22 protein-coding genes and 1 pseudogene are annotated in these 26,990 nt (G+C 49.8%); 9 read left to right on the plus strand and 14 right to left on the minus strand.

Features of this window, described 5'->3' with window-relative positions; genetic code table 11:
• The first annotated feature begins 431 nt into the window (after positions 1–431).
• Positions 432–2,213: a pyruvate kinase gene (pyk, locus tag RIF25_RS13930; protein ID WP_322879135.1), complete on the plus strand. Its 1,782-nt coding sequence runs from the start codon at positions 432–434 to the stop codon at positions 2,211–2,213.
• A gap of 273 nt (positions 2,214–2,486) precedes the next feature.
• Positions 2,487–3,335: an alpha/beta hydrolase gene (locus tag RIF25_RS13935; protein WP_322879136.1), complete on the plus strand. Its 849-nt coding sequence runs from the start codon at positions 2,487–2,489 to the stop codon at positions 3,333–3,335.
• A 189-nt stretch (positions 3,336–3,524) separates the two neighbouring features.
• Here the strand turns inward: RIF25_RS13935 and RIF25_RS13940 are convergent, their stop codons facing one another.
• The 9 genes from RIF25_RS13940 to RIF25_RS13980 form a co-directional block, all read right to left on the minus strand.
• The gene (locus RIF25_RS13940; protein WP_322879137.1) at positions 3,525–4,700 is read right to left on the minus strand and encodes a transaldolase; all 1,176 of its coding nucleotides are present in this window, start codon (positions 4,698–4,700) and stop codon (positions 3,525–3,527) included.
• Between the two features lie 135 nt (positions 4,701–4,835).
• Positions 4,836–5,276 (minus strand): Mini-ribonuclease 3, encoded by a 441-nt coding sequence (locus RIF25_RS13945; protein ID WP_322879138.1) that lies wholly within the window; start codon positions 5,274–5,276, stop codon positions 4,836–4,838.
• Between the two features lie 50 nt (positions 5,277–5,326).
• Positions 5,327–5,710, minus strand: coding sequence for an STAS domain-containing protein (locus tag RIF25_RS13950; protein WP_407682432.1), 384 nt, complete (start codon positions 5,708–5,710; stop codon positions 5,327–5,329).
• Between the two features lie 148 nt (positions 5,711–5,858).
• Complete coding sequence (gene queA, locus RIF25_RS13955) at positions 5,859–6,923, minus strand: tRNA preQ1(34) S-adenosylmethionine ribosyltransferase-isomerase QueA (protein WP_322879139.1); 1,065 nt, start codon at positions 6,921–6,923, stop codon at positions 5,859–5,861.
• Positions 6,924–6,949: 26 nt separating this feature from the next.
• Complete coding sequence (locus RIF25_RS13960) at positions 6,950–9,898, minus strand: GAF domain-containing protein (RefSeq protein WP_322879140.1); 2,949 nt, start codon at positions 9,896–9,898, stop codon at positions 6,950–6,952.
• Positions 9,899–9,958: 60 nt separating this feature from the next.
• Positions 9,959–11,131, minus strand: coding sequence for a molybdopterin-synthase adenylyltransferase MoeB (moeB, locus tag RIF25_RS13965; protein ID WP_322879141.1), 1,173 nt, complete (start codon positions 11,129–11,131; stop codon positions 9,959–9,961).
• A gap of 157 nt (positions 11,132–11,288) precedes the next feature.
• A complete protein-coding gene (locus tag RIF25_RS13970; protein ID WP_322879162.1) occupies positions 11,289–11,924 on the minus strand; it encodes a ParA family protein in 636 nt (211 codons plus the stop codon).
• A 141-nt stretch (positions 11,925–12,065) separates the two neighbouring features.
• A complete protein-coding gene (gene pheS, locus RIF25_RS13975; protein ID WP_322879142.1) occupies positions 12,066–13,076 on the minus strand; it encodes a phenylalanine--tRNA ligase subunit alpha in 1,011 nt (336 codons plus the stop codon).
• A gap of 91 nt (positions 13,077–13,167) precedes the next feature.
• On the minus strand, positions 13,168–13,377 hold the full coding sequence (locus RIF25_RS13980; protein WP_322879143.1) for a hypothetical protein: 210 nt from the start codon (positions 13,375–13,377) through the stop codon (positions 13,168–13,170).
• 595 nt (positions 13,378–13,972) lie between these two features.
• Between RIF25_RS13980 and RIF25_RS13985 the strand changes: the two genes are divergently transcribed.
• The 7 genes from RIF25_RS13985 (at position 13,973) to RIF25_RS14015 (ending at position 21,132) form a co-directional block, all read left to right on the plus strand.
• The gene (locus RIF25_RS13985) at positions 13,973–15,007 is read left to right on the plus strand and encodes a chlorophyll a/b binding light-harvesting protein (protein WP_407682433.1); all 1,035 of its coding nucleotides are present in this window, start codon (positions 13,973–13,975) and stop codon (positions 15,005–15,007) included.
• Between the two features lie 106 nt (positions 15,008–15,113).
• Positions 15,114–15,626, plus strand: coding sequence for a flavodoxin FldA (gene fldA, locus RIF25_RS13990; protein WP_322879145.1), 513 nt, complete (start codon positions 15,114–15,116; stop codon positions 15,624–15,626).
• A gap of 472 nt (positions 15,627–16,098) precedes the next feature.
• Positions 16,099–16,674, plus strand: a complete 576-nt coding sequence (locus RIF25_RS13995; RefSeq protein ID WP_322879146.1) for a YHS domain-containing (seleno)protein — start codon at positions 16,099–16,101, stop codon at positions 16,672–16,674.
• 49 nt (positions 16,675–16,723) lie between these two features.
• Entirely contained in the window at positions 16,724–17,353 is a 630-nt protein-coding gene (locus RIF25_RS14000; RefSeq protein ID WP_322879147.1) for a cysteine dioxygenase family protein, read from the plus strand.
• A gap of 115 nt (positions 17,354–17,468) precedes the next feature.
• Complete coding sequence (locus tag RIF25_RS14005) at positions 17,469–18,014, plus strand: sigma-70 family RNA polymerase sigma factor (RefSeq protein WP_322879148.1); 546 nt, start codon at positions 17,469–17,471, stop codon at positions 18,012–18,014.
• Positions 18,015–18,016: 2 nt separating this feature from the next.
• The gene (locus RIF25_RS14010) at positions 18,017–18,757 is read left to right on the plus strand and encodes an anti-sigma factor (RefSeq protein ID WP_322879149.1); all 741 of its coding nucleotides are present in this window, start codon (positions 18,017–18,019) and stop codon (positions 18,755–18,757) included.
• 77 nt (positions 18,758–18,834) lie between these two features.
• Complete coding sequence (locus RIF25_RS14015; RefSeq protein ID WP_322879150.1) at positions 18,835–21,132, plus strand: glycosyltransferase family 2 protein; 2,298 nt, start codon at positions 18,835–18,837, stop codon at positions 21,130–21,132.
• Positions 21,133–21,350: 218 nt separating this feature from the next.
• Here RIF25_RS14015 and RIF25_RS14020 read toward each other — a convergent pair.
• The 5 genes and pseudogenes from RIF25_RS14020 to RIF25_RS14040 form a co-directional block, all read right to left on the minus strand.
• Positions 21,351–21,902, minus strand: a pseudogene (locus RIF25_RS14020) (transposase).
• A gap of 204 nt (positions 21,903–22,106) precedes the next feature.
• Positions 22,107–22,754 carry a DUF3386 domain-containing protein gene (locus RIF25_RS14025; protein WP_322879151.1) on the minus strand — a complete coding sequence of 216 codons (648 nt, stop codon included), beginning with the start codon at positions 22,752–22,754 and terminating at the stop codon, positions 22,107–22,109.
• Positions 22,755–22,825: 71 nt separating this feature from the next.
• Complete coding sequence (locus RIF25_RS14030; protein ID WP_322879152.1) at positions 22,826–24,451, minus strand: alpha/beta hydrolase; 1,626 nt, start codon at positions 24,449–24,451, stop codon at positions 22,826–22,828.
• Between the two features lie 39 nt (positions 24,452–24,490).
• Positions 24,491–25,318 (minus strand): purine-nucleoside phosphorylase, encoded by an 828-nt coding sequence (locus RIF25_RS14035; protein ID WP_322879153.1) that lies wholly within the window; start codon positions 25,316–25,318, stop codon positions 24,491–24,493.
• 209 nt (positions 25,319–25,527) lie between these two features.
• Positions 25,528–26,955: an S-layer homology domain-containing protein gene (locus RIF25_RS14040; RefSeq protein WP_322879154.1), complete on the minus strand. Its 1,428-nt coding sequence runs from the start codon at positions 26,953–26,955 to the stop codon at positions 25,528–25,530.
• Positions 26,956–26,990 lie beyond the last annotated feature (35 nt).

Here is a 26,990-nt window from a genome sequence, read left to right on the forward strand (position 1 = left end):
TTTCTCGGCCATGTTTCGCTGCTTATTGCTGTTGTTGCTCTCAATTCCGAGTATAGTTACCCTGAATCCCTTGATATTAAAGCAATGTAGGTTGGATCAAAGTCGGTAAACCCCATAATGATCTGCTCCACCTGGCCTGGGTGATTTGTAACAAAACTCCTGCTCTTAACTTAATAAATATTTATTTTTGACTAGAGAGGCTTAATTTCTCTCTCCATTTCTTTTTGTTAGGCCAGCCCTTGCCCCCTGAACATCTTAGTTGCCTGGTCACAGGATGCTTTCCATCGCTCGCCCCATCTTGGCTTGGGGATAGAGGACATGATGGAAAAATTGCCCCATCCACAATTTGGGATTCTTGCAGCCAATGGATCAGCCTGTGTCACGCTATATGCTCTAATCTGAAGTTATCTCTAGTCGCCGATTCCTTGTCAATGCCCAGTCGCTTCCTGAAACGTCGAACAAAAATTGTTGCCACCGTTGGCCCCGCTGTCAGTAGTCCAGAACTGTTAAGGGCAATTATTGAAGCCGGAGCGACTACCCTACGCCTTAACTTTTCCCACGGCAGCCATGAGGATCATCAACGCAGTATTCGCCTAATTCGCCAAATTTCCTATGAACTCAATCAGCCCGTGGGTATCCTCCAAGACCTACAGGGCCCGAAAATTCGTCTGGGTAAATTTGAAAATGGCAAGATCAGTCTTCGGCCTGGGGATAAATTTACCCTCACCAGTCGCATTCTCTTGGGTAATGAAACCATTAGCACCATTACCTATCCACCCCTCGCCAAAGAAGTCCCCCCCGGAGCAACAATCCTCCTGGACGATGGGCGGGTGGAGATGGTCGTTGAAAGTATAGACAAAATCAAAGAGGAACTCTACTGCCGAGTTGTGGTCGGGGGGCAGTTATCCAATGCCAAGGGGGTTAACTTCCCCGGGGTTTACCTGTCCATTAAAGCCTTAACCGAAAAAGACCGGGCCGACCTGATGTTTGGCCTCAACCAAGGGGTAGATTGGATTGCCCTCAGCTTTGTCCGCAATCCCCAGGATATGTTGGAAATTAAGGAACTGATCTCAGCGGCGGGGAAATCTGTCCCTGTGATTGCCAAGATTGAAAAACACGAAGCCATCGAACAAATGGAGGCAGTGCTCTCGGTCTGTGATGGGGTGATGGTGGCGCGGGGGGATTTGGGCGTAGAACTGCCAGCCGAAGATGTCCCAATTTTGCAGAAACGGCTGATTGCAGCGGCTAATCGGTTGGGGATTCCAGTCATTACCGCCACCCAAATGCTCGATAGCATGGTTAACTCCCCGCGGCCAACAAGAGCCGAAATCTCGGACGTGGCCAACGCGATTTTAGATGGGACTGATGCGGTGATGCTGTCTAACGAAACGGCAATGGGCCAATACCCTGTGGAGGCGGTGGCAACCATGGCCCGGATTGCCATGCGGATGGATGACCAGGCCCAACTGCATCGGTCTCCTCCGGCCTCAGCTCCCGGCCAATCCATTCCCAATGCCATTAGCCAGGCCGTGGGTCAGGTGGCGGCCCAACTCAATGCCAAGGCAATTATTACCCAAACAAAAACTGGGGCCACGGCGCGGAATGTTTCTAAGTTTCGGCCCCAAATTCCAATTCTGGCCGCAACGCCCCAACTCGATATTGCCCGCCGCCTGCAATTGGTGTGGGGAGTTGAACCCTTACTCACCCTCAATCAAGGTTCAATTCGGCAATCCTTCCAAGTGGCAATTAATACCGCCCAAGAACGGGGCCTGCTGGCGGAACGGGATTTGGTCGTGATGACCGCCGGAACATTACAGGGGGTTTCTGGCTCAACGGACATGATTAAGGTGGAAATTGTCACCTCAATTATGGGGCGAGGCTCAGGAATTGGCCATGGTTCTGTGAGTGGGCCAGCCCGAGTAATTCTGGAGGGGGCGCGAATTAGCTCCTTTAATCCAGGAGAGATTTTGGTCACATCCCGGACTAATGCCGACTATGTCGAGGTAATTCGCAAAGCCGCCGGGATTATTACCGAAGAAGAAAGTTTGACCAGTCATGCCGCGGTGTTGGGCCTACGCTTGGGGATTCCGGTCATTGTCGGGGTCAAAAATGCTACGGACATTATTCGAGAAGGAACCATTCTGACCTTGGATGTGCAGCGGGGCCTGGTCTATTCAGGTTCTGTGAATAGCCTTAAGGAGCACTATTCCTAGTGTCTTCGCCAGGTGGACTTATAAATTGGCTGACCATAGATAGTTTCATTGGGGTTCAATGGGTCTATTTAAGCGGCTGTACCATCTGGGTCAATATTGTTTATCTTGTGGGCTTCTTTAGTGAGGCGATTGAATGATTGTGAATCACTAAATTCTATAGCGTTATTCCTTGAGGGTAAGAGGGAGATCAGTCAGAAAATGCTTGATAGTCAGTTTTTTAACATTTCTACGCTCTCGGAACAGCCTGCGTAACGCTATAACTTTGATAAACCTATGGCCTCAAAATGGTTGATTGGAGAATTCAGTTGGTGGCGACTCCTCAAGTCAATCCTTTTTGTCTATGTGACTGTAGCCATTTATATTTTCTTTCGGGCAGATCAGATGATCTTTCAGCCCCAGGCCCCCAGTTATGAAATTACCAGCGAATTTATCCAAATCCCCGTTACCAATCAAGAGTTCATTACCGCCCTCTATTTACCCAATCCCCAGGCCCAGTGGACGATCCTCTACAGTCACGGTAATGCTGAAGACCTTGGGGATATTCGCCCCTTTTTAAACCAACTGCGGGCCTGGGGATTTAACATTTTTGCCTATGACTATCGGGGCTATGGTCAAAGCTCCGGCGTTCCTGGAGAAACTCATGCCTATAGGGATGCCCTAGTAGCTTATACCTACCTAACCCAAACTCTGAAGATTCCGCCAAATCGGATCATTCTCTATGGCCGCTCCCTCGGGGGTGGGGTGGCAACTCATCTGGCGACAGAAGTAGAGGCAGCAGCTTTGGTTTTAGAAAGTACTTTTACCTCTGCTTTTCAAGTTGTCTCACCCATCCCAATCTTTCCTTTTGACAAGTTTACGAATTTAAGCAAACTCCCACAAATTCAGATACCGATCTTAATCATCCATGGTGATGCCGATGAAGTCATTCCCTTTGCCCATGGCCAGGCCCTCTATGCAGCAGCTAACGCGCCTAAATTTCATCTTTGGGTTCAGGGGGGGACGCATAACAACATCTCACTGATCGCTAGAGAGCCATTACAGGCAGCCCTGCAAACCCTTAAAATGACCCTAGACCAGTCCTCAGTGATACCATTACCTATTGCCTTAGGCAGACTGTTCTGAGAAGGTAGCAATGCTGCCAAGACTGCCCATCCAGTATTTTTTGACGGGTTCCCCTCTCACCCTCAATGAGTAATGGGATAAGACTGGAAAAATTGACACTCGCTTTCTCAGGACTTTACTGGAGCCAAGATGTTCTGGCCCGTTGGTTGAGATTGCCCTTGTGCAGGCTGCTATGAATCCGGCTATGCCCTAACCCACCTTAGCCAGATGCAAAACAACCCCCAGGCCCGCGCCAATTTCTTCTGGGGTAACTTTGCCATCTTGATTGGTGTCCAAGGCATCAAAGACCGCATCCGAACCGAGCCACTCCTCCCGCGTAATAATCCCATCCCCATCTAGGTCATAGACATGAAAAATATCTTCCGTGGCATGGGTGAGGGTGGCTTCTCCTTCCAGACGGGCTAAACGCCGGGCTAAGAGGTCTTCTAGGGTTTCGAGGGCTTTGGTAAATCCTTTGATGCCTTCATCCAGTTTTTCGGAGGCCATCGGATCAGCGGCGTGCATTTGGTTAAAGGTGGCCCAATCTAGGGAAATGCGCTCAATCTCCAGGCCAGCCGCCTTTGTTGCATCCAGTTTGCGAGGCAGTTCGGCCTCTGTGGATTTGAGTTGGGCAAGCAGGGCTGGGGAAATGGTCAACAGGTCGCACCCGGCCAATTCGGTAATTTCACCAATGTTGCGGAAACTAGCCCCCATGACCTCGGTGTGATAGCCAAATTTTTTGTAATAGTTGTAAATAGCGGTGACGGAAACTACGCCCGGATCTTCCTGGGGGGCATAGCTTGCGCGGCCGGTACTTTTCTTATACCAATCTAAAATCCGCCCGACAAAGGGAGAAATTAAGGTCACACCTGCTTCCGCACAAGCAATGGCCTGGTGTAAGCCAAAGAGGAGGGTTAAATTGCAATGAATTCCTTCTTTCTCCAGCACCTCCGCAGCCTTAATCCCTTCCCAAGTGGAGGCAATTTTAATTAAGACCCGATCTGGGCCAATCCCGGCGGCGGCATATTGGGCAATCAAGTCGCGGGCTTTTTTAATGGTAGCTTCGGTGTCGTAGGAGAGACGAGCATCAACTTCCGTGGAAACCCGACCGGGAATAATTTGGAGAATCTTTAAGCCAAAGGCTACAGCCAAGCGATCAAAAGCCAGGGAGGTAATTTCTTTTTCAGTCGCGGCTGATCCTAAATCTGCTTTGGCTTTGAGTAAGGTTTCGTCCACAATGGCCTGGTATTCCCCCATTTGGGCCGCTGCGGTAATCAGGGAGGGGTTGGTGGTTGCATCCCGGGGCGTAAATTGTTCAATGGCCTGGATGTCACCGGTATCGGCCACCACCACAGTCATTTGGCGCAGTTGATCCAATAAATTCATAGGATGCGGTTCTCCCAGTCGTCTCTTCCAATCTAGTCGTTGCGTTCTAATTCCGGCCGAATTTGAGCGCCCTTGCAACAATGATTAACTCGGTAAACCCCAAGGACTTGCTGAAATTCCAGATTTAATTTGGGATCACGGGGCAGAAGTCGCTGCATCGCTCAGCAATATCTCGGCCTGGAGCAGGGTCAGAATTTCTGTTAACCGACTCGGTTGGGAAATGTATAAATAGCCTAAAAGAGCTTCGAGGCTTGTGGCCTGTTGATAGATTTGGGCAGAAACCCGCTTGGGGCCAGTAGTAGCTGCATTCCGTCCCTGGCGGATAATTTCCAGTTCTTGGGGAGTGAGATGCACCAAAATATTTTGTAGGTACTTGGCCTGGCTTTCGGCTTTGACATGTTCCACCACAAGGCGATGATAATCGGCAATTCTCCGGGGTGGGTCTAAGCAGAGGGAGCGAATAAATAATTCATAAATACTATCTCCCAAGTAGGCTAAGGCCGGAGTCGGGTAATGATTGGGGAAAGCCTGGCGATCCGGCCCTGGAATCAACAATGGATGACCGAACGCTGTCATGGCGTGGGAGACTGGGGAATTAGGAAGAACTGGAACTGATTATTTACCGATTATTTACCAGCCGAGTCAGCAGTTTCGATGTTGGCTAGAGCCGTACTCAAGTCCGGTTGTAGGGAAAGGAATTTTTCCAACCGCACCAGTTTAACGGTCTGGGTGACACGGGGATTACTGACAATTTGCAAAGTCCCGCCACCGTCTTGGACTTTTTTGGCCAACTGCACCAAGACCCCCAGGCCAGAGCTATCAATAAACTCAATTTTCGAGAGGTCAAGGATCAAATGCTTGGGCCCTTCCTCAATGCACTTGGTCAAGACTTTCCGAAAAGCAGGTTCAGAAAAGGCATCAATTAAACCAGTGAGGCGAAACAGTTGCAAATTGTCCCTAATCTCGCGGGTGCCTCGTAAACTTACCGTGAGGGAGAGTGGTTCAGAAATGCTGGCCTCCTGTGGCGGAATCTCAACAGAAAATTTAGAACTTCAGTATAGGCAGTCTCAGGCCCCTTGTCTATCCCCTCCGCCCCCAGGCCTGGGTAAAGACAGCCCCCCAAACCCAGGGAAAACCAGGAAAGGGCTGGGACAGTCTCTAGGGTAACAGGAGCATGGCATCACCAAAGGAGTAAAACCGATAGCGGGCCTGGATCGCCAAGTGATAGAGGTCTAGTAAGGCTTGTCGGCCAATTAAAGCACTGACCAAAAGCAACAAACTGGAGCGGGGTAAATGAAAGTTGGTGATTAAACCCTCGACCACTTGCCATTGATAACCCGGATAGATAAACAGGTTAGATTCTCCGCAAAATGGGGCAAGTAGTCCTCCTTGGGCAGCGGTTTCCAACGAGCGAACAACGGTTGTCCCCACAGCAATAATCCGGCCCCCGCTGGCCTGGGTTTTCTGAATTTGGGCAACGGTGTCCGGACTAACTTCAATCCATTCCTGGTGGAGTTGATGTTGGGTGACATCTTCCAATTCCAGGGGGCGAAACGTGCCCAGGCCAACATGGAGAGTAACAAAACAATGGTTAATTCCGCCATCTTGGAGAGTTTTTAACAGGCCAGGGGTAAAGTGTAAACCTGCGGTTGGGGCCGCCACTGCACCAGGAATTTGCCCATAGACGGTTTGGTATTGCTCAGGGCAGGCCGGGTGGCGATCAATATAGGGCGGCAGGGGCATTTCCCCGAAGTTGTCAAGCTGATCTAAAAGTCGTTCACCAGGGGGTAAATCAAACTCCATCAGGCGACCACGGGTTTTGGGATCATAGGCAAGGATTTCAGCCCGATAAATCTTGTCCTGGTCTGTCCGATCCCGAAACTCGAGGCGATGGCCTGGGCGGATGCGTCTGCCGGGTTTGACTAGACCTAGCCATTGGCGCGGTGTTTTTTCAGCCAGGAGTAAGACCTCCACCGGGACAGGAATTTTACCGATTTTTTGCCCCCGCAACCGGGCTGGAATCACCCGCGTGTTATTCAGGACTAAGAGGTCGCCTGGGTGTAAAAACTGGGGTAACTCTCGAAACTGATGATGGGTAATTTCCCCGGAGCGAAAGACAAGCAATCGGGAACTATCGCGGGGTTCGGCGGGGGCCTGGGCAATCAGTTCGGGGGGCAACTCGTAATCGTAACTGCTGAGTTGGAGATCTGTGGGGGTAGTCACGGGTGCAAATGAGGGATATGGGCAACTTAGGCCGAAACCTGTAAGGGTAAAATCAATCGACTCAAGACACGGTCATCCTCTAGTTTATACAGGTCTAGGGTTGCGCCTAGTTGGGCAACAATTCCAAAGCAAGCCCGCAGATGTCGCCCAGGGGGTTGATCGAGGGTGGAGGGGGCCAACCAATCCAGGTGTTCTCGATGGTGAAGATCAATCAGTAGGCGGGGGTCAATCTGGCCATCATCGGTAATGGAAAGTTCAAGCCACTGGCTATCAATGGCCTGGCACCAAATATCAATCCGGCCCTGGGCCTGGGAGCGTTGGGCCGCGCAGAGTAAGAGTTCCTGCAAAACTAAATCAATTTTGGCAATATCCCCCGTTACCGACAGCATTTCTGGATTATGTACCTGTGTCCAAAGTTGTTTTTGCTTGACGAGGGACTCAATCCGCTCAAGGGAACGTCTCAACAATGTCGAGAGGCCGAGGGATTCTTGCTGTTGTCCCATAGTCGGTTTTAACTCCCAGGCCTCCTGTTGCAGTAGGGGAACTAAGCTGGTGAGTTGGCTTTGAAACTGCTGACCGGTGCGAGCTAATTGGGAGGGAGCCACAGGAGGATGACTCGTTAACCCCTGATACAGTTGCTGATAAGTCCCACCCAGATCCCGGTAGAGATTTTCAATTCGCCGGTGTTTATACCAATTGAGCATCTCTAACCGCTGCCAGCCCTCAATTAGAACGTTGGATAAGGAAATACTCCGGTGGGCATAGGCCAAGTGATTGACGAGGGTAATCAGGGCTTCAAAATAGGCCGGGGGCCAGCTGCGATCTTGGCGGTCTGCAACAATGATGACTCCTGAGGGTTGGTACTCCGGATCCGTACGCAGGGCCATGGCTAAAACTTGACCAATTTCTTGACCTGTGAGCCATTCCCGGGTTTCTGGAGCTAGATCAGTGGGGCCGAGTTGAATTACCTCTGGGTAAGGGTGGGGATGGTTAAGAAAGGTAGATGCATCAGCCTGGGAAATTTCCAAGGCGGCCTGAATCAGGGGATCGCGGTTAATATCAATTTCGTAGTTGGCGCGAATACTAAACTTAGGTAGAACTTGGGGTGGGACAATAATCCAACCTTGGGTTTGGCCGGGCTGCCAGGTAATCAAAGCCACTAGGGGGGCCTGGAGCAGTTCCATCAAATTTTGAATGCTGGCCAACTCTAACCGCTCTAGATTTTGGGTTTTTTGGATCGCCACTAAGCCCCGCTGGAGGGCCTGGTAAAGATGTTGCTGTTGCTGGGTTTGCTGTTGGAGTTGCCATTGCTGGGTGAGAACTCCCAATTGGCGGGCAATGATTTGGGCTGACTGTAAATCCGACTCCAACCAGGCCGAGCCAGTATTGCGACCAATCAAGAGAAAGTGGTTTGGTGTGCCCGTGGCCTGGGTGGAAATGACCAGCCAAGCCGGACAATGGAGGCTCAATAGGGCTTGGTGCCAACTAATCAACCGTAGGTCTTGGGCTAAATCATTAATGACTTCTGGATCAGGCTTATTGGATAGGTTTCGCCAATCTAAACTGCTCAAGGCCGCTAATTTGACCAGGCCAGCCCGGCCCCTAGGGAGTGGGTATTGATGCACAACGGTGAAAGTACCCGTATCGGGGTCGTGGCGAACCAGAAGCGTGGCTTGGGCTTGGAGGTGATTCACCAGTTGCTCACAGGCCTGGCGTAATACCCCTTGCCAATCTTGATCCGAACAAATGGCCTGGGTGAGACCACTGGCTAATTCTCGGGCTGCCTCAGCTTGGGCTAACTTGGATTCAGCCATTTCCACAGGGGCAAAGAGGGCGACAAACTGAGCCGCAACCCGTAACATTTGCCGCTCGGCCTCTGACCAAATCCGAGATTGGGGCATATCAGCAATTAAGAACCCCCAGAGTTGCTCTCCCAAAATTACGGGTGCAGCTAAGATGGCAGTTGCTTTCAGTAATTGCAAGAGGGGAATTGGGGATTGGGAACTGACTAGGCTATGGGCATCACTAATGGCCACAACCTGACCACTGCGGAGGGTTTGGCAAAAGGCCGGAATCACCTGGGCCGAAATCAGGACAGTCTTACGTTCATTTTCCCGTGGCAGGGGCTTATCGGCAGTCGTCCGGCGGCGCACATAGTCTTGGGTTTCTGCTTGCCAAGTAAACAGGCTGGTGTGGGCGGGTTGGAGGGCCTGATGTACCCGTTGGAGGAGGGCATCAATTCGGGCTGTGACCGTAGGGGTTTGGCTTACCTCTTGTAATAGTTGACTGGCTAAGGTGGCATCAAGGGGAGGCGGGCTTGGGTCAAGGGGGGGCGGTAGGTCACTGACTAGTGGTAATTGGGCGGCCGCCGGGATGGCCTGGGGAGCAGCCGTAGCCCTTGAGCGAGGCAAGGAAGCCCTTAAACGGTAGATTTCTTGGGTCAAGCCCGATAAGAGGATCGCGACCAAATGTTGTTCTTGGCCCCGGAGAATTTCCCCCCAGTGGTTGGAGCCAATCAAAACCAGGCCGAGGCAATCCTCTCTGGCACCAATGGGATACACAACTGTGCCCTGGATCCGCAGTTTTTTCGCCACCCGACACCATTCCCCAGCCCGTGGTTCAGCCTGTAAATCAGGAACCGAGACCGGATGTTTTTGCATGATCACCTGATCCAACAGGCCCCCTGCTGTGGCGGGAAAGCGTTGCTTTAAGAAGTTTGGAGTCCCCACTGCGGTCTGTCCCCCCTGCCCCTGGAGAGATTGATCAGCCCCTTGATAAGTTGCCAGCCAAACCAGATGGACTCCCGATAATTGGCAGAGAAAATCAATCACCAAGGGCCATAAAGCCGCCAAGTCCGTTTGCTGCCGGAGTTGATCCAGAGTCGTTGCCAACAAAGCCACCGTCATGTCATCTGAGGAGCGGCTAAGGCTGGTTCCGCCCCGCTCGGGTAGTGGGCCTGTAGCTGGATTCGTCATCGTTAAAAACTACGGGGATAATGGGGTGACCGGTGAACCAGGGCCATGGAGGCAACCTACTTAGTAGGTCGGAACTGCGGGATCAACCTCTAGACTCCAAGCATTGATCCCCCCTTTGACATTAATTCCGGGGATGCCGGCCTGGCTGAGAATTCCCAAGGCTTTGGCAGAGCGTCCCCCCATCTTACAGTGGGCAATCAAACGATGACCGTTGAGGAGTTCTTTAACCTTCGTAACTCCCCCTCCATTTTCAATCTCTGGTAGGGGGATCAGCACAGCACCGGGGATGCGGGCAATTTCGTACTCATTGGGATTACGGACATCAATTAAGAGATAGTCATCGGCATCGCTATCGAGCAGTTGTTTTAATTCAGTCACCGTCATTTCTTGCATTTCTGCCATTTGTTTAGCCTCTTCTGCCTTGGCTTGGGAAATTCCACAAAACTCTTCGTAATCAATCAATTCCTGAATCACCGGGCGGACGGGGTTAGGCCGCAGTCGTAATTCCCGGAATTTCATATCCAGAGCATTAAATAACAGCAAACGGCCACTCAGGGTTGTCCCTTGCCCAAGGATGATCTTGATGGTTTCGGTGGCTTGAATCACCCCAATAATGCCGGGGAGAATCCCCAAAACCCCACCTTCGGCGCAGGAGGGAACCAGGCCTGGGGGCGGTGGCTCTGGATAGAGATCCCGGTAATTGGGGCCATCTTGATAGTTAAAGACCGTGGCCTGGCCCTCAAATCGAAAAATCGAGCCATAGACATTCGGCTTGTTAAGGAGCACACAGGCATCGTTAACGAGATAGCGAGTGGGGAAATTATCTGTCCCATCCACCACAATGTCGTATTGGGCAACAATTTCCAGGGCATTGGCGGCACTGAGACGGGTGGGGTAAAGCTCGACTTGACAACGGGGGTTAATTTCTAAAATTCGATTTTTAGCCGACTCAATCTTTGGTTTACCGACCCAGGATGTGCCATGAATAACCTGGCGTTGGAGGTTGGAGCTATCCACAATGTCAAAATCAACAATCCCCAGATGCCCAATGCCGGCTGCTGCTAGGTAGAGGAGGAGGGGTGAACCCAGGCCCCCTGTCCCAATACAGAGCACTCGCGCCGCCTTCAAGCGTTTTTGGCCATCCAAGCCTACTTCCGGCAAAATCAAATGTCGAGAATAGCGTTCGTACTCGTCTTTTTCTAGTTGAATAGCATCCAGGTTGGGATTGAGCATGGTTCAGAAATCAGGTGGCAATAGTTTAGGGGCAGAGGGCAGCGGAAACTGTCTGCCTATTTCATCAGTTTATCGCTAAAGCTTGGGGAGCCTCAGAGTTACGCAACAATGATTTAACTTTGGTTGCTGTTTTATGAATGTTAACGGCTCTCAGTTGTTAAGCTGTGCGCCAATCTCTTTGGATTTCATCGGCAACGCGGCGATAGTCGGCAGTGGCTTCTTTGGCGTGATTTCCTTTCCACTGGGTAATGGGGACTCCATCCAGGGCTGCCCGTTGGTGGGCTTTGTAGGAGCGAATAAAGGCATGACAGGTGGCAATCCCCAATTGGAGGAGTGTATTTTGAGCTTCTAAGGCTTCCGGAATGCTGCGGGGATCCACTTGGGTTAACAGGACACGGTGGGGCACATGGCTAGGTTGAACAATCGCTTTGATAGTCTCAATCAGGGCAGCTAAGTCAATGGGGGCGGGTTGGGTGGGCAGGAGGAGGTAATCGGCGATGGGAACAACAGCAGCCAGGGAGTTGGCCGATAGGGAGGGGGGAGTATCCACCACAATCAAGTCATAGTTGGGGAGTTGCCGCACTTTACCCAGGAGCTTGGGGTCTTGTTCTTGAGCCAAATCAAAATCCATCGGTAAACCATGGCGTTGAAACCACCAAGTAGCCGAGGCCTGGGGATCTGCATCTACCAAAAGAACTTTCTGGGTTTCGGCAAAGGTCGCTGCTAAGTTGATCGCTGTTGTGGTTTTCCCGACTCCGCCCTTCCCATTCAAGACAACCAATAGACGTGGCATACTCACAAGACTCTCATCCCTGTAATGTCATCGTGATTAAGTTTTGCCCATTTTACCTGAGTATTATGGCAAGACTACTATACCCTCGTAGTTGAGGATTTATCCCGTTACCCAGGCTGTTGTGAGAGAGTAGAACTGTCATTAAAACTGGTGGAGAAACCGGAGATCACTGCTGTAGAGGCGGCGAATATCATCAATTTGGTGCAGCACCATCGTAAACCGTTCAATTCCCAGGCCAGCCGCAAAACCACTATATATTTCCGGATCGTAACCAACATTTTTAAGGACATTGGGATCCACCATGCCGCACCCCATCACCTCCAGCCAGCGGCCGTTCCATTCCACATCTACTTCGGCGGAGGGTTCCGTAAAGGGGAAATAACTGGCCCGAAACCGAATCGGGACATCCCCAAAGATTTCCATCAAAAAGGACTTCACCGTTCCCTTTAAATCCGTAAAGGTCAGCCCTTCATCCACCGCTAAGATCTCCAACTGATGAAAGACGGCGGCATGGGTGGCATCTTCCGTATCGCGGCGAAAACAGCGGCCGGGGGCAATCAACCGAATCGGGGGGTCGTTCAACTCCATGTGGCGAATTTGGATTGAGGAGGTATGCGTCCGCAGCAGGTTCCCATCGGGCAAATAAAACGTATCCTGCATATCTCGGGCCGGATGATCTTCGGGGGTGTTCAGGGCCTGGAAGTTGTAATAATCCGTTTCCATTTCTGGGCCTTCGTCCACTATGTAGCCCAGGCCAATGAAAATATCAATAATCCGATCCATCGTGGCATTGAGGGGATGAATCCGGCCTTGGGGACGGTAACAACCTGGCATCGTGACATCAAGGGTCTCGGCGGCGAGTTGAGCTTCGATTTGGGCCGTTTGGAGGGCTACTTTTTTTTGCTCAAGACTGGCCTGGACTTCATCTTTGAGAATGTTGGCCAACGCGCCGAGACGGGGCCGATCAGCAGGGGGAAGTTTACCCATTGCCCCCAGAATGGCTGAGAGTTGCCCCTTTTTGCCGAGATAACCAATCCGGAATTGTTCCAGTTCCTCTAGGGACTGGGCCGCCGTAATACTAGCAATGGCCGTCCCTTGCAGATCATTGAGTTGTTTTTCTAAGGCAGCCAAGTCAATTACAGGGGAGGTCATCGGTTTGCGGCAATCACTGTTTCTACTCTACCGCACTGGTCTCTCCCGGCTGCATTGGAGCGAGCTGCTTGGTCAATCAGGCTGGGGTAACCTAGGGCTTAAACTCTTGGTAAGGATAGGTCACATTAGGGACATCTCGAAAAGCAGGATGTTGAGCCCGTTCCAGGCCAATCCGATAGGCAGAATAGCCCAGAAAAACAATTAGGGTGTTGACGGTGATTAAGAGCAACAGTTTTCGATTGCCAACAACGGGTTGCGTTAGCCGGACTGTGCGACTTAAGACCGGAAATTGACCAGCCATAACAGTTTTCCTCCAGTACCTCAAAGTTTTAGAACCTTTTCTGACTTAAAACCCAACCTTGGCTCGTGCAGAGATTTTAAGTAGAACTTTATGGGCCAAACCTATCACCCCGACAGTTGTCAATCCTGCTTTTGGGGTAATTCTTAACCTGAGAGATGAAGAACTATTAAGCGGACTGCTAATACCCCAAACTCCAGGACTAGCTCGTCTTGTTACCACTTCTTAATAAAAAGTTACATTCTTATTGATAATTACTTGCATCTAATGCTTTACGATATTGCCTAGAAGTTATTGAGAATCTATTTCAATAGAAGGATGATTGTTCTCTCCCAATTCACGACTCCTTAGGCTGGGTTGCATCGAAAAGCCCGGGTTTAAAACCGAGGGTTTAATCTTATGCCCTGATCCTAATCATTTTCAGGACTGTCCAACGGGGAACGGAATTGTCAATTATCCTTCTTTGTCAAAACGGATTTGAGTGACTTCTCTAAATTGATCAAAACTATTCTCATTAGTGAGGTGTATCTCTATGACTGTGGTAACGGATCCCTTAACTGGATCGTCTCCACCCAGGCCGATGACTGCCAGTGCGGGGATGCAGACCTATGGCCAGGCAACCGTTAACTATGACTGGTGGGCCGGTAATGCGCGCTTTGCGGAAAAGTCTGGGTTGTTTATTGCGGCCCATGTAGCCCAAGCAGCACTGACGGTGTTTTGGGCCGGGGCGTTTACCCTCTACGAAATTTCTCTGTTTGATGCCAGTCAGCCCATGGGTGAGCAGGGCCTGATTCTCCTGCCCCATTTGGCCACCCTGGGCCTGGGCATTAGCGATGGTGGACAGGTGACAGATACCTATCCCTACTTTGTGGTGGGGGTTGTGCATCTGATTGCTTCGGCAGTTTTGGGGGCAGGGGCACTGTTCCATATTCTGCGGGCCCCTGAAAGTCTTGAAACGGCTAAAGGCCAGGCCCGCCGCTTTCATTTTGCCTGGGATGACCCCAAGCAGTTAGGGATTATTCTCGGCCATCATCTGCTCTTTTTGGGGGCTGGAGCTTTATTGCTCGTGGCTAAGGCGATGTATGGGGGGGGACTGTACGATGCCACCTCGGAAACCGTCCGCATCATTAGCCAACCGACCCTTGACCCCCTAGTGATCTACGGCTATCAAACCCACTTTGCCAGTATTAGTAGCCTTGAGGATTTAGTCGGTGGTCATCTCTATGTTGGAATTTTGCTGATTGGTGGGGGTATTTGGCATATCTTAGTTCCCCCCTTACCCTGGGCCCGTAAGGTACTTATTTTTTCAGGGGAAGCAATTCTGTCCTATTCCTTGGGCGGGATTGCCTTGGCGGGTTTTGTGGCGGCCTATTTTTGTGCCGTGAATACCTTAGCCTACCCAACTGAGTTTTACGGCCCACCGCTGGAAATTCGCTTAGGGATTTGCCCATACTTTGCCGACACCGCCACCGACCTTCCCTATGGAGTCCACACAGCCCGAGCCTGGTTGGCTAATGCTCATTTCTTCTTGGCATTCTTCTTTCTCCAAGGTCATCTCTGGCACGCTTTACGGGCGATGGGGTTTGATTTTCGGCGCATCTCCCAGGCCATTGATGCCATTAGTGATGTCTAGGTAGCCAGGAACAAGGCAGAAGCTAGAAGTAAATCTCTCGATTTTTAGGTTTAGATTTTGCTTTTAACTTTTGCCTGATCAACAAGTTGTATTTGGAGAAACTCGGATGACAAAAATTGGTTTGTTTTATGGCTCCCAAATGGGAAACACGGCCGATATTGCCGAGAGAATTGCCCAGGCCTGGGGTGGGGATCTGGTGGAGGTTCAGGATATTGCCCAGGCCAGCCCCGATGATTTGGCTAACTATAGCTGCTTGATCATTGGCTGTCCGACTTGGAATATTGGCGAACTCCAAAGTGACTGGGAGGCGTTTTTCCCGGACTTGGCGGACGTGAACTTTGCCGGTAAACAGGTGGCCTACTTTGGACCTGGGGATCAAGTGGGCTATGCTGACAACTTTATGGATGCCCTTGGGATTTTAGAGGCAGAAATCTCTCGTTTAGGGGGAAAGACGGTTGGATATTGGCCAACTACGGGCTATGACTTTAATGAATCTCAGGCAGTCAAAAATGGTAAGTTTGTGGGTCTAGCCTTGGATGAGGATAATCAAGCGGAATTAACCGACTCCCGCATCCAGGCCTGGGTGAGCCAACTGAAAGGAGAATTTCAACTTCCATAGTTTCCTTAACGGACTCAGGCTTGTTTGAGTTGGGGAAATTTGGGGGTAGTTCGACAGGTTTCTCCAACTAAAGCCTTTTTGATTAAGAATTGATTCAGAGACTTTACTTGGCTAGGTATAGTTATTTCTGCCAAAACTGGGACATTTAAGGCGGCGGCTCGTCATGGTTTCAAATCTTTTGGGGTTTGATTCCTAAGCGAAATGACTATAGAACATGATGCGGCAATCCTGATGGAATTTATTGCAAAGCCCATACTCACCTGATTTATCAAGCTCCAATTTAATATATTTTAGCTAGATTTTTTGGCTCTCGATATGGAGAGATATTAGCGAATAGATTTTCAGGTGGTGATTGAGCTACAGACGGTAGAGTTGTCGCTTCCAGGATTCGGTTCAAAACTCTTTATCCCATCTCAGATCATCCAAACGGCTTTCCGGTGCGTACATTTTGTGTTGTTGCTAGACACCCACCATGAAAGTTACCTACTATGCCGCTCTTGCTTCCCTAATGGCTCTTTCTGCCTTGACCTACTATGGCAGTTCTAAAAGTCATGCCGTCTCTGGTGCATCTCCATTAACGTCCCAAATTGCAAATAAGCCCAACCCCTGTGCCAGTAAAAACCCCTGTGCCTCTAAAAATCCTTGCGCAGCTGCAACTAAACAATCGTTGATCTACAGTGACCAGGCCGGGATTGCCTTAAAAGGTCAGGATGTAGTCAGCTACTTTACCCAAGGACGGGCTGTTTCAGGCAGTGGCCAATACACGTTTAAATGGCAAGGAATGAACTGGCACTTTTCCTCCGCCACCAATCGGGATTTATTTGCTGCCAATCCCAGTCAATATGCACCCCAGTACGGTGGGTATTGTGCCAAGGCCATGGCGGAAGGGAATATTGCCCCTACAGATCCGAAGGCTTGGTACATCCATCAAGGCAAGTTGTACTTGAACTATGACAAAGGGGTGCAGCAAACTTGGTTACAGAACTTACAACAGAATATTACCCTTGCCAATCCCAACTATCCGAAAGTATTGACGGTAGCCCAATAAAGATTTGCTCTAACCTGTTCATGACTCAGAATGGTTGGTGATCCTGATGATGATACAAGACTCCCCGGCTTTTGGTGGCCAGGCTTATTGGGCCAATGCGGCGGGTATTTGTCAGCCCTTAGTGGGTCAATTAACACCCTTAGCCAACAGTCCCCTGCGGTTATATCGGTTTCTGACCCATGTTGAGGATATTCTGCTGACAGTGCAGGAGGATGAGCAGCGATTGCAATTGTTATGTCCGTTGGTGCAGCGATTGTTGGCAGATTCTCCTTGGCTGGCCTGGCCGGACTTAGTCCCTGATCCGGTTCTGGGTTGGGGCGTTCAGACACTCTATGATGAGCCATTTTATCCTCTCACTGTGCAGCGCGTGGCCTGGAGTCCGGGGGCAAAGTCACCCATTCACAATCACGGGGCCTGGGGAATTGTGGCTATGCTAGATGGCCAGGAGCAAAATACCTTTTGGCAAGATTCACCCGCCGCCGCAATTCCGCCTCAACTTGAACCGGGAGTAACCTTAACCCTCAGCCCAGGCGATATTCTGGGGCTTATGCCAGAAACAATTCATCACGTGGAAGCACTTAGCCCCCATCCCACCTTGAGTTTTAATATCTACGGAGAAACGAATTATGATCAGCGTTGGGAGTTTGATCCGTTAAATGGCACTGCCTCCTTGTTTTAGTCCTAAAATTTCGGACGGGGACAGATATTGAAATACCTCAAAGTCAGGAAGTGGGGCTTTTTCTCAGGGTAATTTTCGCTAGACTGCCTGGGACTGCTGATGTTAGCGAGCAATTATGATTCTTAAAGATTTAAGTGATGCCGAGCTAATTACAAGAGCACGCCAAGGCCAGCACCAAGCCATGGGTATTCTTTATGATCGCTACGGCAGTTTTGTCTATCACTTGGCGTTACGGATTTTGAACAATGTAGAAGAGGCAGAGGATATGACTCAAGATATTTTCTCTCAACTTATAAATAAGGCTTATAACCAGGATCGGGGGTCTTTGCGGGCTTTTTTAACGGTTCTGACTCGGTCGCGTTCGATTGATCGACTCCGAAAATTAAATGCCCAAAATAAAAATATCCAATACATTTTTGAAACCAAGCCAGTCTATACCTCGGCCCAGGAAGTAGCGAATACGGATGAGCGGCAACGGGTTCGCCAGGCCTTAGATCAACTTCCCGCAACTCATCGCCAGGTCTTAGAACTTGCTTATTACAGTGGTCTGAGCCAATCTGAAATTGCGGCCAACCTAGATACTCCCTTAGGAACGATCAAATCTCGGGCCCGGAATGGTTTGATTCAACTAAAACGCCTGTTAGCAGATTTGAGGGAATAACAATGGTGCAGTTGCCACCCCAAGCGGATTGGGAAAATCTTTTTGCTGGGTATGTCCTGAATAATCTCTCAGACACCGAGACAGCCCAGGTGCAAGAGTTGTTACGCGTCCATCCTGAGTTGAAAGCAGAAATCGAGCAGTTCCAAATGGCTTTTGATCACTTACCTCTGTCTTTGCCAAGTTCGCCACCCCCACCCCGCTTACGCCATAAAATTCTTGAAATCGCCTCGATAAAACCCGATCAAACTCATGTCCGAAGATTTACTGGGCCGGGGCTGCTTCTGGGGATTGGGGGTTTGGCCACCCTTTTGGGAGTTGGCTGGGCCTGGGATGGATATCACTTGCGTCAACAACTGGCTGGGATGCAAGCGGAACTCACCCAAATCCAGGCACAATTGCAACAATCTGCCCCAAATCGGAGTCGAACATTGATGTTGGCCGGGATGGGAGGCGCGTCTGATGCAACAGGAGTGTTAGCGGTTGCCCCAGAGGATAAAACAGCCGTCATCAGTATTGATCATCTTGCTCCGTTACCCCCAGGCCAGGTTTATCGGCTTTGGGCGGCTGTGGATGGCAAGAAAGTAAATTGTGCGGAATTTGTGCCCGATTCATCGGGACGGGTCTTCGTAAAGTTACCGTTAGAACCTGCCTTAATGAGTTTGACGAGTGTTGCGATTACGATTGAACTGGCTTCTGCCCCGTCTGTGCCTCAGGGGGAAGTTGTCATGCTTGGTGAAATTTAATTCTACTCATTCTTGTTTTCATTCTTATTGTCAACTTGTTATTTCTGCTGATACTTAGTTGTAGGATATTACCTCCAATGATCACCGCTTCACCTGTTCATAGACGGAAATCTACTCGAATACATCCCCGCAGCTTGGTAATTGTTCTTGGTTTAATGGCCGCCTTGAGCTTATTCTGGATAGCGTGGCAGGAATTATCCAAAATCGGCTGTGTTTTAGAGTCCTGGCTAGAACAATATCAAGATCCGGCCTGGTTAGAAATTAGTTATTTGCCGGACTGGTATATCTGGAGCTTGCCCTTTGGCTTGATGGGCCTGGCCTGGGGATTAACGAAACTCTCACCAAACCCCAAAGTCTGGTCACAGGTAGTGATGGTGGCGATTTTGCTGGCCCTACTGGTGCGCTATGTCCTGTGGCGGGTGCTGACAACCTTAAACTTTGACTCTCCCTCCGCTGCGGTGGTGAGTGTGGGTTTCTTAGGCCTGGAATTGTTGGTTTTGGCCGGGCAGGCCTGGCAGTTAAATTGGCTGCTTTATGAACGCCCCAAGGTTGACTCGGCTCCCAATCCTGATCTCCAGGCCCAACCATCCTCAGCCCCAATCCAGACCGCTGTTTATGGCCCCAAGGTTGATATTTTAATTCCGACCTACGATGAACCCCTGACTATTCTCAAGCGAACGATTGTCGGGTGTCAGGCCTTGGATTATGAAAACTTTGAAGTCTTTTTGCTAGATGATACCCGTCGCCCCGAAGTGAAAGAATTAGCGGCCATGCTTGGATGTCATTATCTAACCCGTCCTAATAATCTCTATGCCAAAGCTGGAAATCTGAATCATGGCCTGGAATTTTGCCAAGGGGAACTGGTGGTGGTGTTTGATGCTGACTTTGTCCCAACCCGTAATTTTTTAACCCGGACAGTCGGCTTTTTCGCAGATCCCACAGTCGGCCTGCTGCAAACCTATCAGAGTTTTTATAACCATGATCCCGTAGCCCGCAACCTTGGCTTAACCGACACTCTGCCCCAGGAAGTGGAAATATTTTCCCGCCATTATCAAGTTTTGCGGGATGCCGTCGAGTCTGCCATTTGCTATGGGAGTGCGTTTGTGGTGCGGCGGGCGGCATTGGAAGCGGTAGGAGGATTTGATGTCGATACTCTGAGTGAAGATTATTTGACGGGGGTGCGGCTGAGTAGTTTGGGCTATCGGGTGTTGTATTTGGAGGAAAGTTTAAGTGCAGGCCTGTGTGCCGATGATTTGGCGGGGCATATTCAACAGCGGTTGCGTTGGGCCAGGGGGAGCTTGCAGTCTTTTTTTGTAGGGGCGAACCCCTTGACCATTGCTGGCCTAAACCGACAACAACGAATCGCTCACCTCGAGGGATTAGTCCAATGGTTTCACAGCCCCATTCGTCTAATTTTCTTGCTCTTGCCCTTAGTTGCCAATGGCCTGGGCCTGGTCCCGATTAAAGCCACGATTGCCGCTTGGATATTTTATTCCTTGCCCTATTACTTAGTTACCTTGAGCAGTTTTAGCTGGCTGAATGGGCGCAGTCGCTCGGCCTTAATGTCTGATGTTTATAGTGTTTTGCAATGCGTACCGATTACCATCACGGTGTTTCAGACGCTGTTATTTCCCTTTGGACGCTCATTTCAGGTCACTCCCAAGGGACGACAACGCTGGTACTATCGCTTGAATGGGAGGGTGGCCTGGCCGTTATTGCTGTTACTGGGGGCCTCTCTCATTAATTTATTGTTTTGTGCTTGGGCATTGCTGCAACCGGAGGAGAGGGTTAGCCCTTGGGAGCAAATTGGCCTGGTCTGGAGTATTTACAATCTCCTGGTTTTGAGCCTGGCGGTGATGGCCTGTGTGGATGGCCCGCAAGTGGATGGGTTTCTTTGGTTTGCCTTAAAACGGCCCCTAACTGTAGATATAAAAACTAGTAAGGATTGGGAGGTGCGCGGCCAGGTGCGGTTGCTTTCGGAAGGGGGGGCTGTGATTGATTTAGAAACACCAATTATTCTTCCCCCTGGGACAACCTTAGAGTTGGAATTTGGTAAATCCCACTTTAAACTTCTTGCCCAGGCCATCAGTCATGGATCGGAACAAGCGGGGCCTGGTCAGGAGTTGCGGGTGATGTTTGAGGAGCTAAGTTTACCCGAATATCGCAAGCTGGTGCAGCTTTTGTTCTGTCAGCCTGGTCAGTGGTGTTGGCCTAAATCCCAAGGAGAACTCAAAACCCTTGGACAATTACTTAAAACCCTAGTTCGACCGGCCTGGCAACGATATCCCCAAGGACGATTAACCCCTGTGGTGATTGATTTACCCCCAGGCCATGATTTACCCAGGTCTCAATTACCCAAAGAAACCTTTGCTTAATCCAGTCCAGATTGGGATTCAGAGCTATTTCTACTCAGTCGCTCAGATTAACTAGGTGCAATCAAGGACAGCCCATCGATATTGCTGTTGTTGATCAAAATGAATCTTCAAGTTTTTGGGCAACAATCAACGGCTCTACAGTCAGAATCAACTGAGGGGTACTAACTTGAGTAGCACGCCAAATAACTTCTATAGTTATTTTGATTAAGAGTGAGACATTAAGCGGCAGAATAGTTGCGGATAATTTTGTCAACAGATGTGCCGATGTCAGCATACATCCTGGCTCGTTTTAGAGCACTGAAATCACGCTCTATCTTGTTAGAGACCAACGATCGTGCACAGCATCACAGTCTTCTGATGTATCGAAGCATGATCCAAAATCAGAAGGAGGGTTGGTCTAATTCCGGCAAGCAATAGTGGCTCAACCATGCTGTAAATCCCACCGGATCGAGAGAAGCATCCAAGAGCATGGGGGCAATAAAATCCTTGAGGTGATGATGTCTAGCAGCAACCAGACTCTCTCGTTTGCGTCGTTTTCCTTGTTGCGCTCCAAATAAGCGTTTTCCCCGTTTTGACCAGCCATAGACGCAGGTAGGATTGGGGTCAAGTCCACTTTTATCCATGTAAACGAGACTAGAGCTACTCTGCTGTTTTGCCCACGCTTGCAGCGTTTTTGCTAGCTCGCAGAAAATCTTGACGGCTTGAGTGACTTGCCCACCCTGTTTTAGATAGGCCATCACCCGTTCCCGTAAATCCAAGCTGTAACTCATGACCCCTACAGATAACAACAATCATTGAGTTTAGTGCTTTTCTCTCCTCACAGTCCCACTCTGAGTTGGAAAAGCTATAGTCATTTCACTTAGGAATAAAACACAAAAATACTGGAAACCACTATAGCTAGTCGTTTTGAATGTCTCAGTTTTGGTAAAAATGACGATAACTCAGCATAAGTTTAGGTCAGCCCAATAATTGGTTTAGCTTTCTAACAGTTGCAAATTGCTGAGGGTGAGTTCAGTAGTGGTTGTCTGCCCTTGTTCTGAAACATGGACAACTTTTTTGGACAGTAGAAAATAGCCACCCACTTTCTCATAGGTATCGAGGAATTCCACTTCCTGCAAAACTTGATTGCTTTGGGGCTGACGGAAAATGGCTTTATAATGGGTCGAAATGTAGCCCTCTCCCGTATCCAAGGCAGCAAGGTGATCAATGGCAAAGGCCATCCCGCCCATGACCCGACTCACATAGACTACTTGGTTATTGCGAACCCGATAGTTAGACCCCATTGCATCCCCAGTGACTAAAATCTCTACCGCGCCGGTGGCATCCGTATCCCCAACCGTAAAGGTATTTTTCCCGTGGCTGGCCTGGAAGCTATTGCGCTTACGGTGGGTGACCACTTCTTGGAGGGGGCGTTGAATTTCTTTTTGAATGTCCTCAGACTCAATCCCTGTCACCGTGACTTGAAAATTGGCTGTAACCGTTACCTGTCCATGATGACTAATATCCCCTTGATGAAGAATGACATCAGCCAAAAATCCGGGAAAGTTTTCATCCCAGGTGTAACGATTTTCATAGGCAGCTTGAAAGAGGGCTTGGGCATCAAGGGCCTGGGTGGTCGGCATAGAAAACTAACTCCGCAGCGAAGCAATTATGTTTACTATAAATCATCTGCGAAAAAGATTTATAGATTGGGCTAGAGTCCTTGGACAAGGATCAGTGGGAGTTGGGGTTGGCTGATGGCCTGGGCATAGGTTGGGGTTAGGAAAGGGCGAAACTGGGCCTGGTTAGCAATATGGGTTTCGGCAAAAGCAACACTGAGGGCATTTAGGTAACGCCGGGCTAAGGCTGGATCTGGGCCGAATAGGGCTGCGGGTAGAGGAATTGCGCCACCCCCTTGGCCGCCAATCCCAGGATTGTAGTTATGGGTTCCTTTTTGGATGACAGTGAGGTATTTTATCGGGGTTTGTAGCCAAGTAAAGGGTTCAATTTGTTCTAAAACAGCAGGTGTGACCACATCATCGGAGCCCGCTACCACCATCACCGGAATAGCAATTTGCTGAAGACTGGCCTGGCCCAACAGAATCCGTTGAATCGGGTTTAGGGCAATTACCCCTTTGATCCGCTCATCCCGGAGATTGATGGCTTCGGGAGTTAGGGTCATGGCACTACATTGGATGGGAACTGCGATGCTCAAAGCCCCTAGCTCTTGCTGACAGTCCTGTTTGATCTGCTCCCAGTTTAGGTTTGCCCCGGCCAACGACAATACGGTTTGCCCACCAATGGAATGACCAATTGCCCCGGCCTGGTTGGGATTGATTTTGCCTTGGAAACGCGGATCGGCCTGGCTGAGGCGGGTCAGTTCATCCAGCAGAGCCGTAATATCGCGGGGGCGTTCGATAAATTCTTCAGGGCGGATAAACTGTTTTTCCAGGCCGGTTAAAAAAGCTAGGCGTTGCTGGGCGTTACTACCGGGATGTTCCGGGAGAGCAACCGCCAGGCCATAGGATGCGAGATGTTTGGCCAGTTCTAGGAAGTCATTGCGATCAGACCCCAGGCCATGGGAAATAATCATCACCGGAGCCGGCCTGGAAACAGCGGGGAGAAAAACTGTGACTGGAAACTGTCGTTGTCGCTTGGTATCGGTGACGGTAATAGTCTGTTCTTGCCAGGCCACTGGGCCAACTTGGCGCAAATCCGGGAGTTTCTGAAAGTCTATGGGGCCAATGGCTTTAATTTCCGCCGCTGCTCGAGCTTCCAGGCCAGTCATAGCGGTGGTGGTTATTTCCATCAAATGCCCAAACAAACGGAACTGGGCCAAAACACGCTCAGAATTAACGTTAATACAACAGCCAGGCACAAGTCTGAGAATATTGAGGATGCTTAACCCCTCCGGATCCTTAGCCGCTAGGATAAAGGCCGAGCGCAACCCATAAAACCCGTTTTGATTCGCCCCAGTGCGTAAATCTTCCCCCACTGATTTCAGGACAGTTTCCCCCAGATTAGAGTAGAGAAATTGGGAGACGGCAAAAGCTGGCACATTGATCCGGGCCTGGAGAATTTGCCGTAACTCAGCCATTTGTGCGGGAGTAGCCCGTTGGGCATAGCTGGCTAATTCCCCTTGGAGTTTTCCCGATTGGGCATAGACTTCTAAATCCTTAATCGTCAGGTTAAAACGTACGCCACTGAAGGGAATGGAAAACCTTTCCGCAGCAAAACTTTGGGCGTAATCAGCACCCATACCCCCCAAGACCAAACTACCCAGGCCCAAGATTCGTCCCCATCGTGAAATCTGTCTGCGAAGCGAAAGGTTATGCATCATGCCCACGCTGGCCAAGGGAGTCATTCAACCCAAGAAAAGTTAGGTTGCCATCTTCGCCAGAACTGTCCCTAAAAACAGACTAAAAGATTGCTGCATCGTTTGGCCAACCGTTAGAACTTCTTCATGATTCAGAGGGTGATTGGCGATACCTGCACCTAAGTTTGTAATGCAGGAGAGGGCAAGAACTCGCATTCCCATCTGCCGCGCCACAATCACTTCTGGAACTGTTGACATTCCCACTGCATCTGCCCCCAGGCCCCGGAGCATCCGAATTTCTGCGGGTGTTTCATAATTCGGCCCAGGTACGGCTGCATAAACTCCTCGATGACAAGTTAAGCCCAGCGCTTGAGCCGTGACCTGCGCTAAATCCTGCCATTCGCTATCATAGGCTGCCACCAAATCCACAAACCGAGAGCCAAATTCCCCTCCACTCATGCCCCGCAACGGATTATCCACCAACAAATTGAGATGATCGGTAATAATCATTAAGTCTCCCGCCCGAAAATGGGTTTGAACGCCTCCAGCGGCATTGGTGGTAATTAAGCCCTTTGCGCCAAGAAGATGGGCCACCCGCAAAGGAAAGGTTGTTTCGGCGAGAGAATACCCCTCATAAAAATGAAATCTTCCTGAGAGAATCATTAGGGATTTATTTTCGTGCTTGGCCAAAATCAGCTGATTACCATGACCAGCAACGGTGGCCTGGGGAAAGTGGGGAATGCTCCTGTAGGGAAACATCCTTTCGATAGTGATGTATTCGACTAAGCCTCCCCAACCTGACCCTAGAACTACCACCAAATCCGGCGCAAACGAACCCTGGGCCTGAATAAAATCAGCAGTGGCCTGGGCCTGGTTTTTGAGAGATGCCATGGTGACTGAATCAAAGCGTTTTCGAGAGTATCATAGGGGATTCGTTGCTACTTAATTTCGCCTTAATGTAATCACGCAAAATGCCTCCTCCTAGAATATTTAAGAGTAGGCAAAAATACAAAATATTGATTGTTACTGGATGAACAGGTGAACCTGAATACCTAATCCAGAAATATCAGAACCATTAGCAGGATATCTTTATCTCGGCTCTAGTCCTCCCTAACCAGTAAACCAGAATGCAATGTCAGGGTTAGATCCCGCTGAGCATCAATCGCCACCACATCATCTGACACAGGTTTGACGATACCGTTGAGGTTAGAATTATCGGTTGATCCAGGCCCTAAGATCAGCCGCTCGGGGTTGTAATTTCCCCCAGTAATGGCAGAGACTCCCATGGTAATTGCGGCATTGATTAAGTCATTGCGAGACACCGTGAGAGTTGGATTGTTCCCCTTGTTAGTGTTGACATAGTTGGGAACGGTGCCTGGCAAAATCTTCATCACGGCAATGGTTTGATTTCCAGCAAGATTATTCACAGCAGCGGCAACTGTTGAGCCAATCGCAGAGTTTCGCAGCACATTGATGATATTTGGATCACGCAGGCTAAGAGCTTTCCCCACCACTGATGATGTTGCTGAAAGCGGAATCTGTTGGTCATTTTTTAAGCGCAATCCATCTGCAACAAAGCGAGAACCGCCCTGCACAGGCTGGATTTGTCCGTGAATCAGACTACCCCGAGGGATAGCGACCCGCCCCCAGGAATCATTGATATTTGCTGTAGTAGCTAGATTAATCTCTACCGTTTCATTCGGAGCTAGGAGAATCAGGGGAGCGTCTAGATAACGAACTGGAATCTGAGTGCCGACAGCAATATTTGCTGGTGCTTGAGACAAGGAGGGGCGGACAGGGGCTGGAACAGGCGTTGGCGTAGGGGACTGGGGGGGAGCTAAAGCTACATACCGAGTGGGAACAAACGCTTGCGTTCCTGTTTTTGTCGCCTGACAAAGGAAGTTAGCAATATCCACTCGACTGGCCAGTTGAGTCGGTTGCAAGTCCCGCACATTCGGGTAATTAACTACCAACTGCCGCTCCGTTGCCGCTGCAATTGCCGAACGAGCATATTCGGGAATAACATTTGCATCATTAAAGTTTTCGAGCGTAACATCCACACTACTCGTTGGAATATAGTTTAAGCCACTGGCTAAAGCCACCAAGGCCTGGACGCGGGGAATATTTTCATTTGGACGAAAGTAGTTTCCAGGGTAGCCGCTGAGGAAACCGGTTCGTGAAGAATTTTGGATACCTGAATAGGCCCAAAAGTTTGACTGAACATCACTAAACTGATTTGCAGACCGATTTATGGGCGCGGTAGGAAAGGCTTTGCTCAACATGGCAGCAAACTCCGCCCGAGTGACAGCAGCATTGGGGCGAAATGTCCCATCAGGATAACCACTAATAATGTTCCGTCGGACAAGGGACTCAATACAGGTTTGTCCCCAGATTCCCTGGACATCGCTAAATGAGGATTGAGCCTGAGCCTGAATTGGGAACAGAAAAGGAATGCTTAAGCTGAGACTGGGAATTCCCAGGCCAATAAATGTTCTAAGAGTCTGTTTCCAGGGTGAGTAACTATTCATCTAAATCTCCATTTTTAGCGATTAAATCTAGTTTC

Source organism: Pseudocalidococcus azoricus BACA0444, from assembly GCF_031729055.1.
Lineage (GTDB): Bacteria > Cyanobacteriota > Cyanobacteriia > Thermosynechococcales > Thermosynechococcaceae > Pseudocalidococcus > Pseudocalidococcus azoricus.

What these genes read in the sequence shown, in the direction of transcription:
- pyk (WP_322879135.1), top strand. Translation starts at nt 432, where the DNA reads ATGCCCAGTCGCTTCCTGAAACGTCGAACAAAAATTGTTGCCACCGTT.
- RIF25_RS13935 (WP_322879136.1), top strand. Translation starts at nt 2,487, where the DNA reads ATGGCCTCAAAATGGTTGATTGGAGAATTCAGTTGGTGGCGACTCCTC.
- RIF25_RS13940 (WP_322879137.1), bottom strand. Translation starts at nt 4,700, where the DNA reads ATGAATTTATTGGATCAACTGCGCCAAATGACTGTGGTGGTGGCCGAT.
- RIF25_RS13945 (WP_322879138.1), bottom strand. Translation starts at nt 5,276, where the DNA reads ATGACAGCGTTCGGTCATCCATTGTTGATTCCAGGGCCGGATCGCCAG.
- RIF25_RS13960 (WP_322879140.1), bottom strand. Translation starts at nt 9,898, where the DNA reads ATGACGAATCCAGCTACAGGCCCACTACCCGAGCGGGGCGGAACCAGC.
- moeB (WP_322879141.1), bottom strand. Translation starts at nt 11,131, where the DNA reads ATGCTCAATCCCAACCTGGATGCTATTCAACTAGAAAAAGACGAGTAC.
- RIF25_RS13970 (WP_322879162.1), bottom strand. Translation starts at nt 11,924, where the DNA reads ATGCCACGTCTATTGGTTGTCTTGAATGGGAAGGGCGGAGTCGGGAAA.
- pheS (WP_322879142.1), bottom strand. Translation starts at nt 13,076, where the DNA reads ATGACCTCCCCTGTAATTGACTTGGCTGCCTTAGAAAAACAACTCAAT.
- RIF25_RS13980 (WP_322879143.1), bottom strand. Translation starts at nt 13,377, where the DNA reads ATGGCTGGTCAATTTCCGGTCTTAAGTCGCACAGTCCGGCTAACGCAA.
- RIF25_RS13985 (WP_407682433.1), top strand. Translation starts at nt 13,973, where the DNA reads ATGCAGACCTATGGCCAGGCAACCGTTAACTATGACTGGTGGGCCGGT.
- fldA (WP_322879145.1), top strand. Translation starts at nt 15,114, where the DNA reads ATGACAAAAATTGGTTTGTTTTATGGCTCCCAAATGGGAAACACGGCC.
- RIF25_RS13995 (WP_322879146.1), top strand. Translation starts at nt 16,099, where the DNA reads ATGAAAGTTACCTACTATGCCGCTCTTGCTTCCCTAATGGCTCTTTCT.
- RIF25_RS14000 (WP_322879147.1), top strand. Translation starts at nt 16,724, where the DNA reads ATGATACAAGACTCCCCGGCTTTTGGTGGCCAGGCTTATTGGGCCAAT.
- RIF25_RS14005 (WP_322879148.1), top strand. Translation starts at nt 17,469, where the DNA reads ATGATTCTTAAAGATTTAAGTGATGCCGAGCTAATTACAAGAGCACGC.
- RIF25_RS14010 (WP_322879149.1), top strand. Translation starts at nt 18,017, where the DNA reads ATGGTGCAGTTGCCACCCCAAGCGGATTGGGAAAATCTTTTTGCTGGG.
- RIF25_RS14015 (WP_322879150.1), top strand. Translation starts at nt 18,835, where the DNA reads ATGATCACCGCTTCACCTGTTCATAGACGGAAATCTACTCGAATACAT.
- RIF25_RS14025 (WP_322879151.1), bottom strand. Translation starts at nt 22,754, where the DNA reads ATGCCGACCACCCAGGCCCTTGATGCCCAAGCCCTCTTTCAAGCTGCC.
- RIF25_RS14030 (WP_322879152.1), bottom strand. Translation starts at nt 24,451, where the DNA reads ATGATGCATAACCTTTCGCTTCGCAGACAGATTTCACGATGGGGACGA.
- RIF25_RS14035 (WP_322879153.1), bottom strand. Translation starts at nt 25,318, where the DNA reads ATGGCATCTCTCAAAAACCAGGCCCAGGCCACTGCTGATTTTATTCAG.
- RIF25_RS14040 (WP_322879154.1), bottom strand. Translation starts at nt 26,955, where the DNA reads ATGAATAGTTACTCACCCTGGAAACAGACTCTTAGAACATTTATTGGC.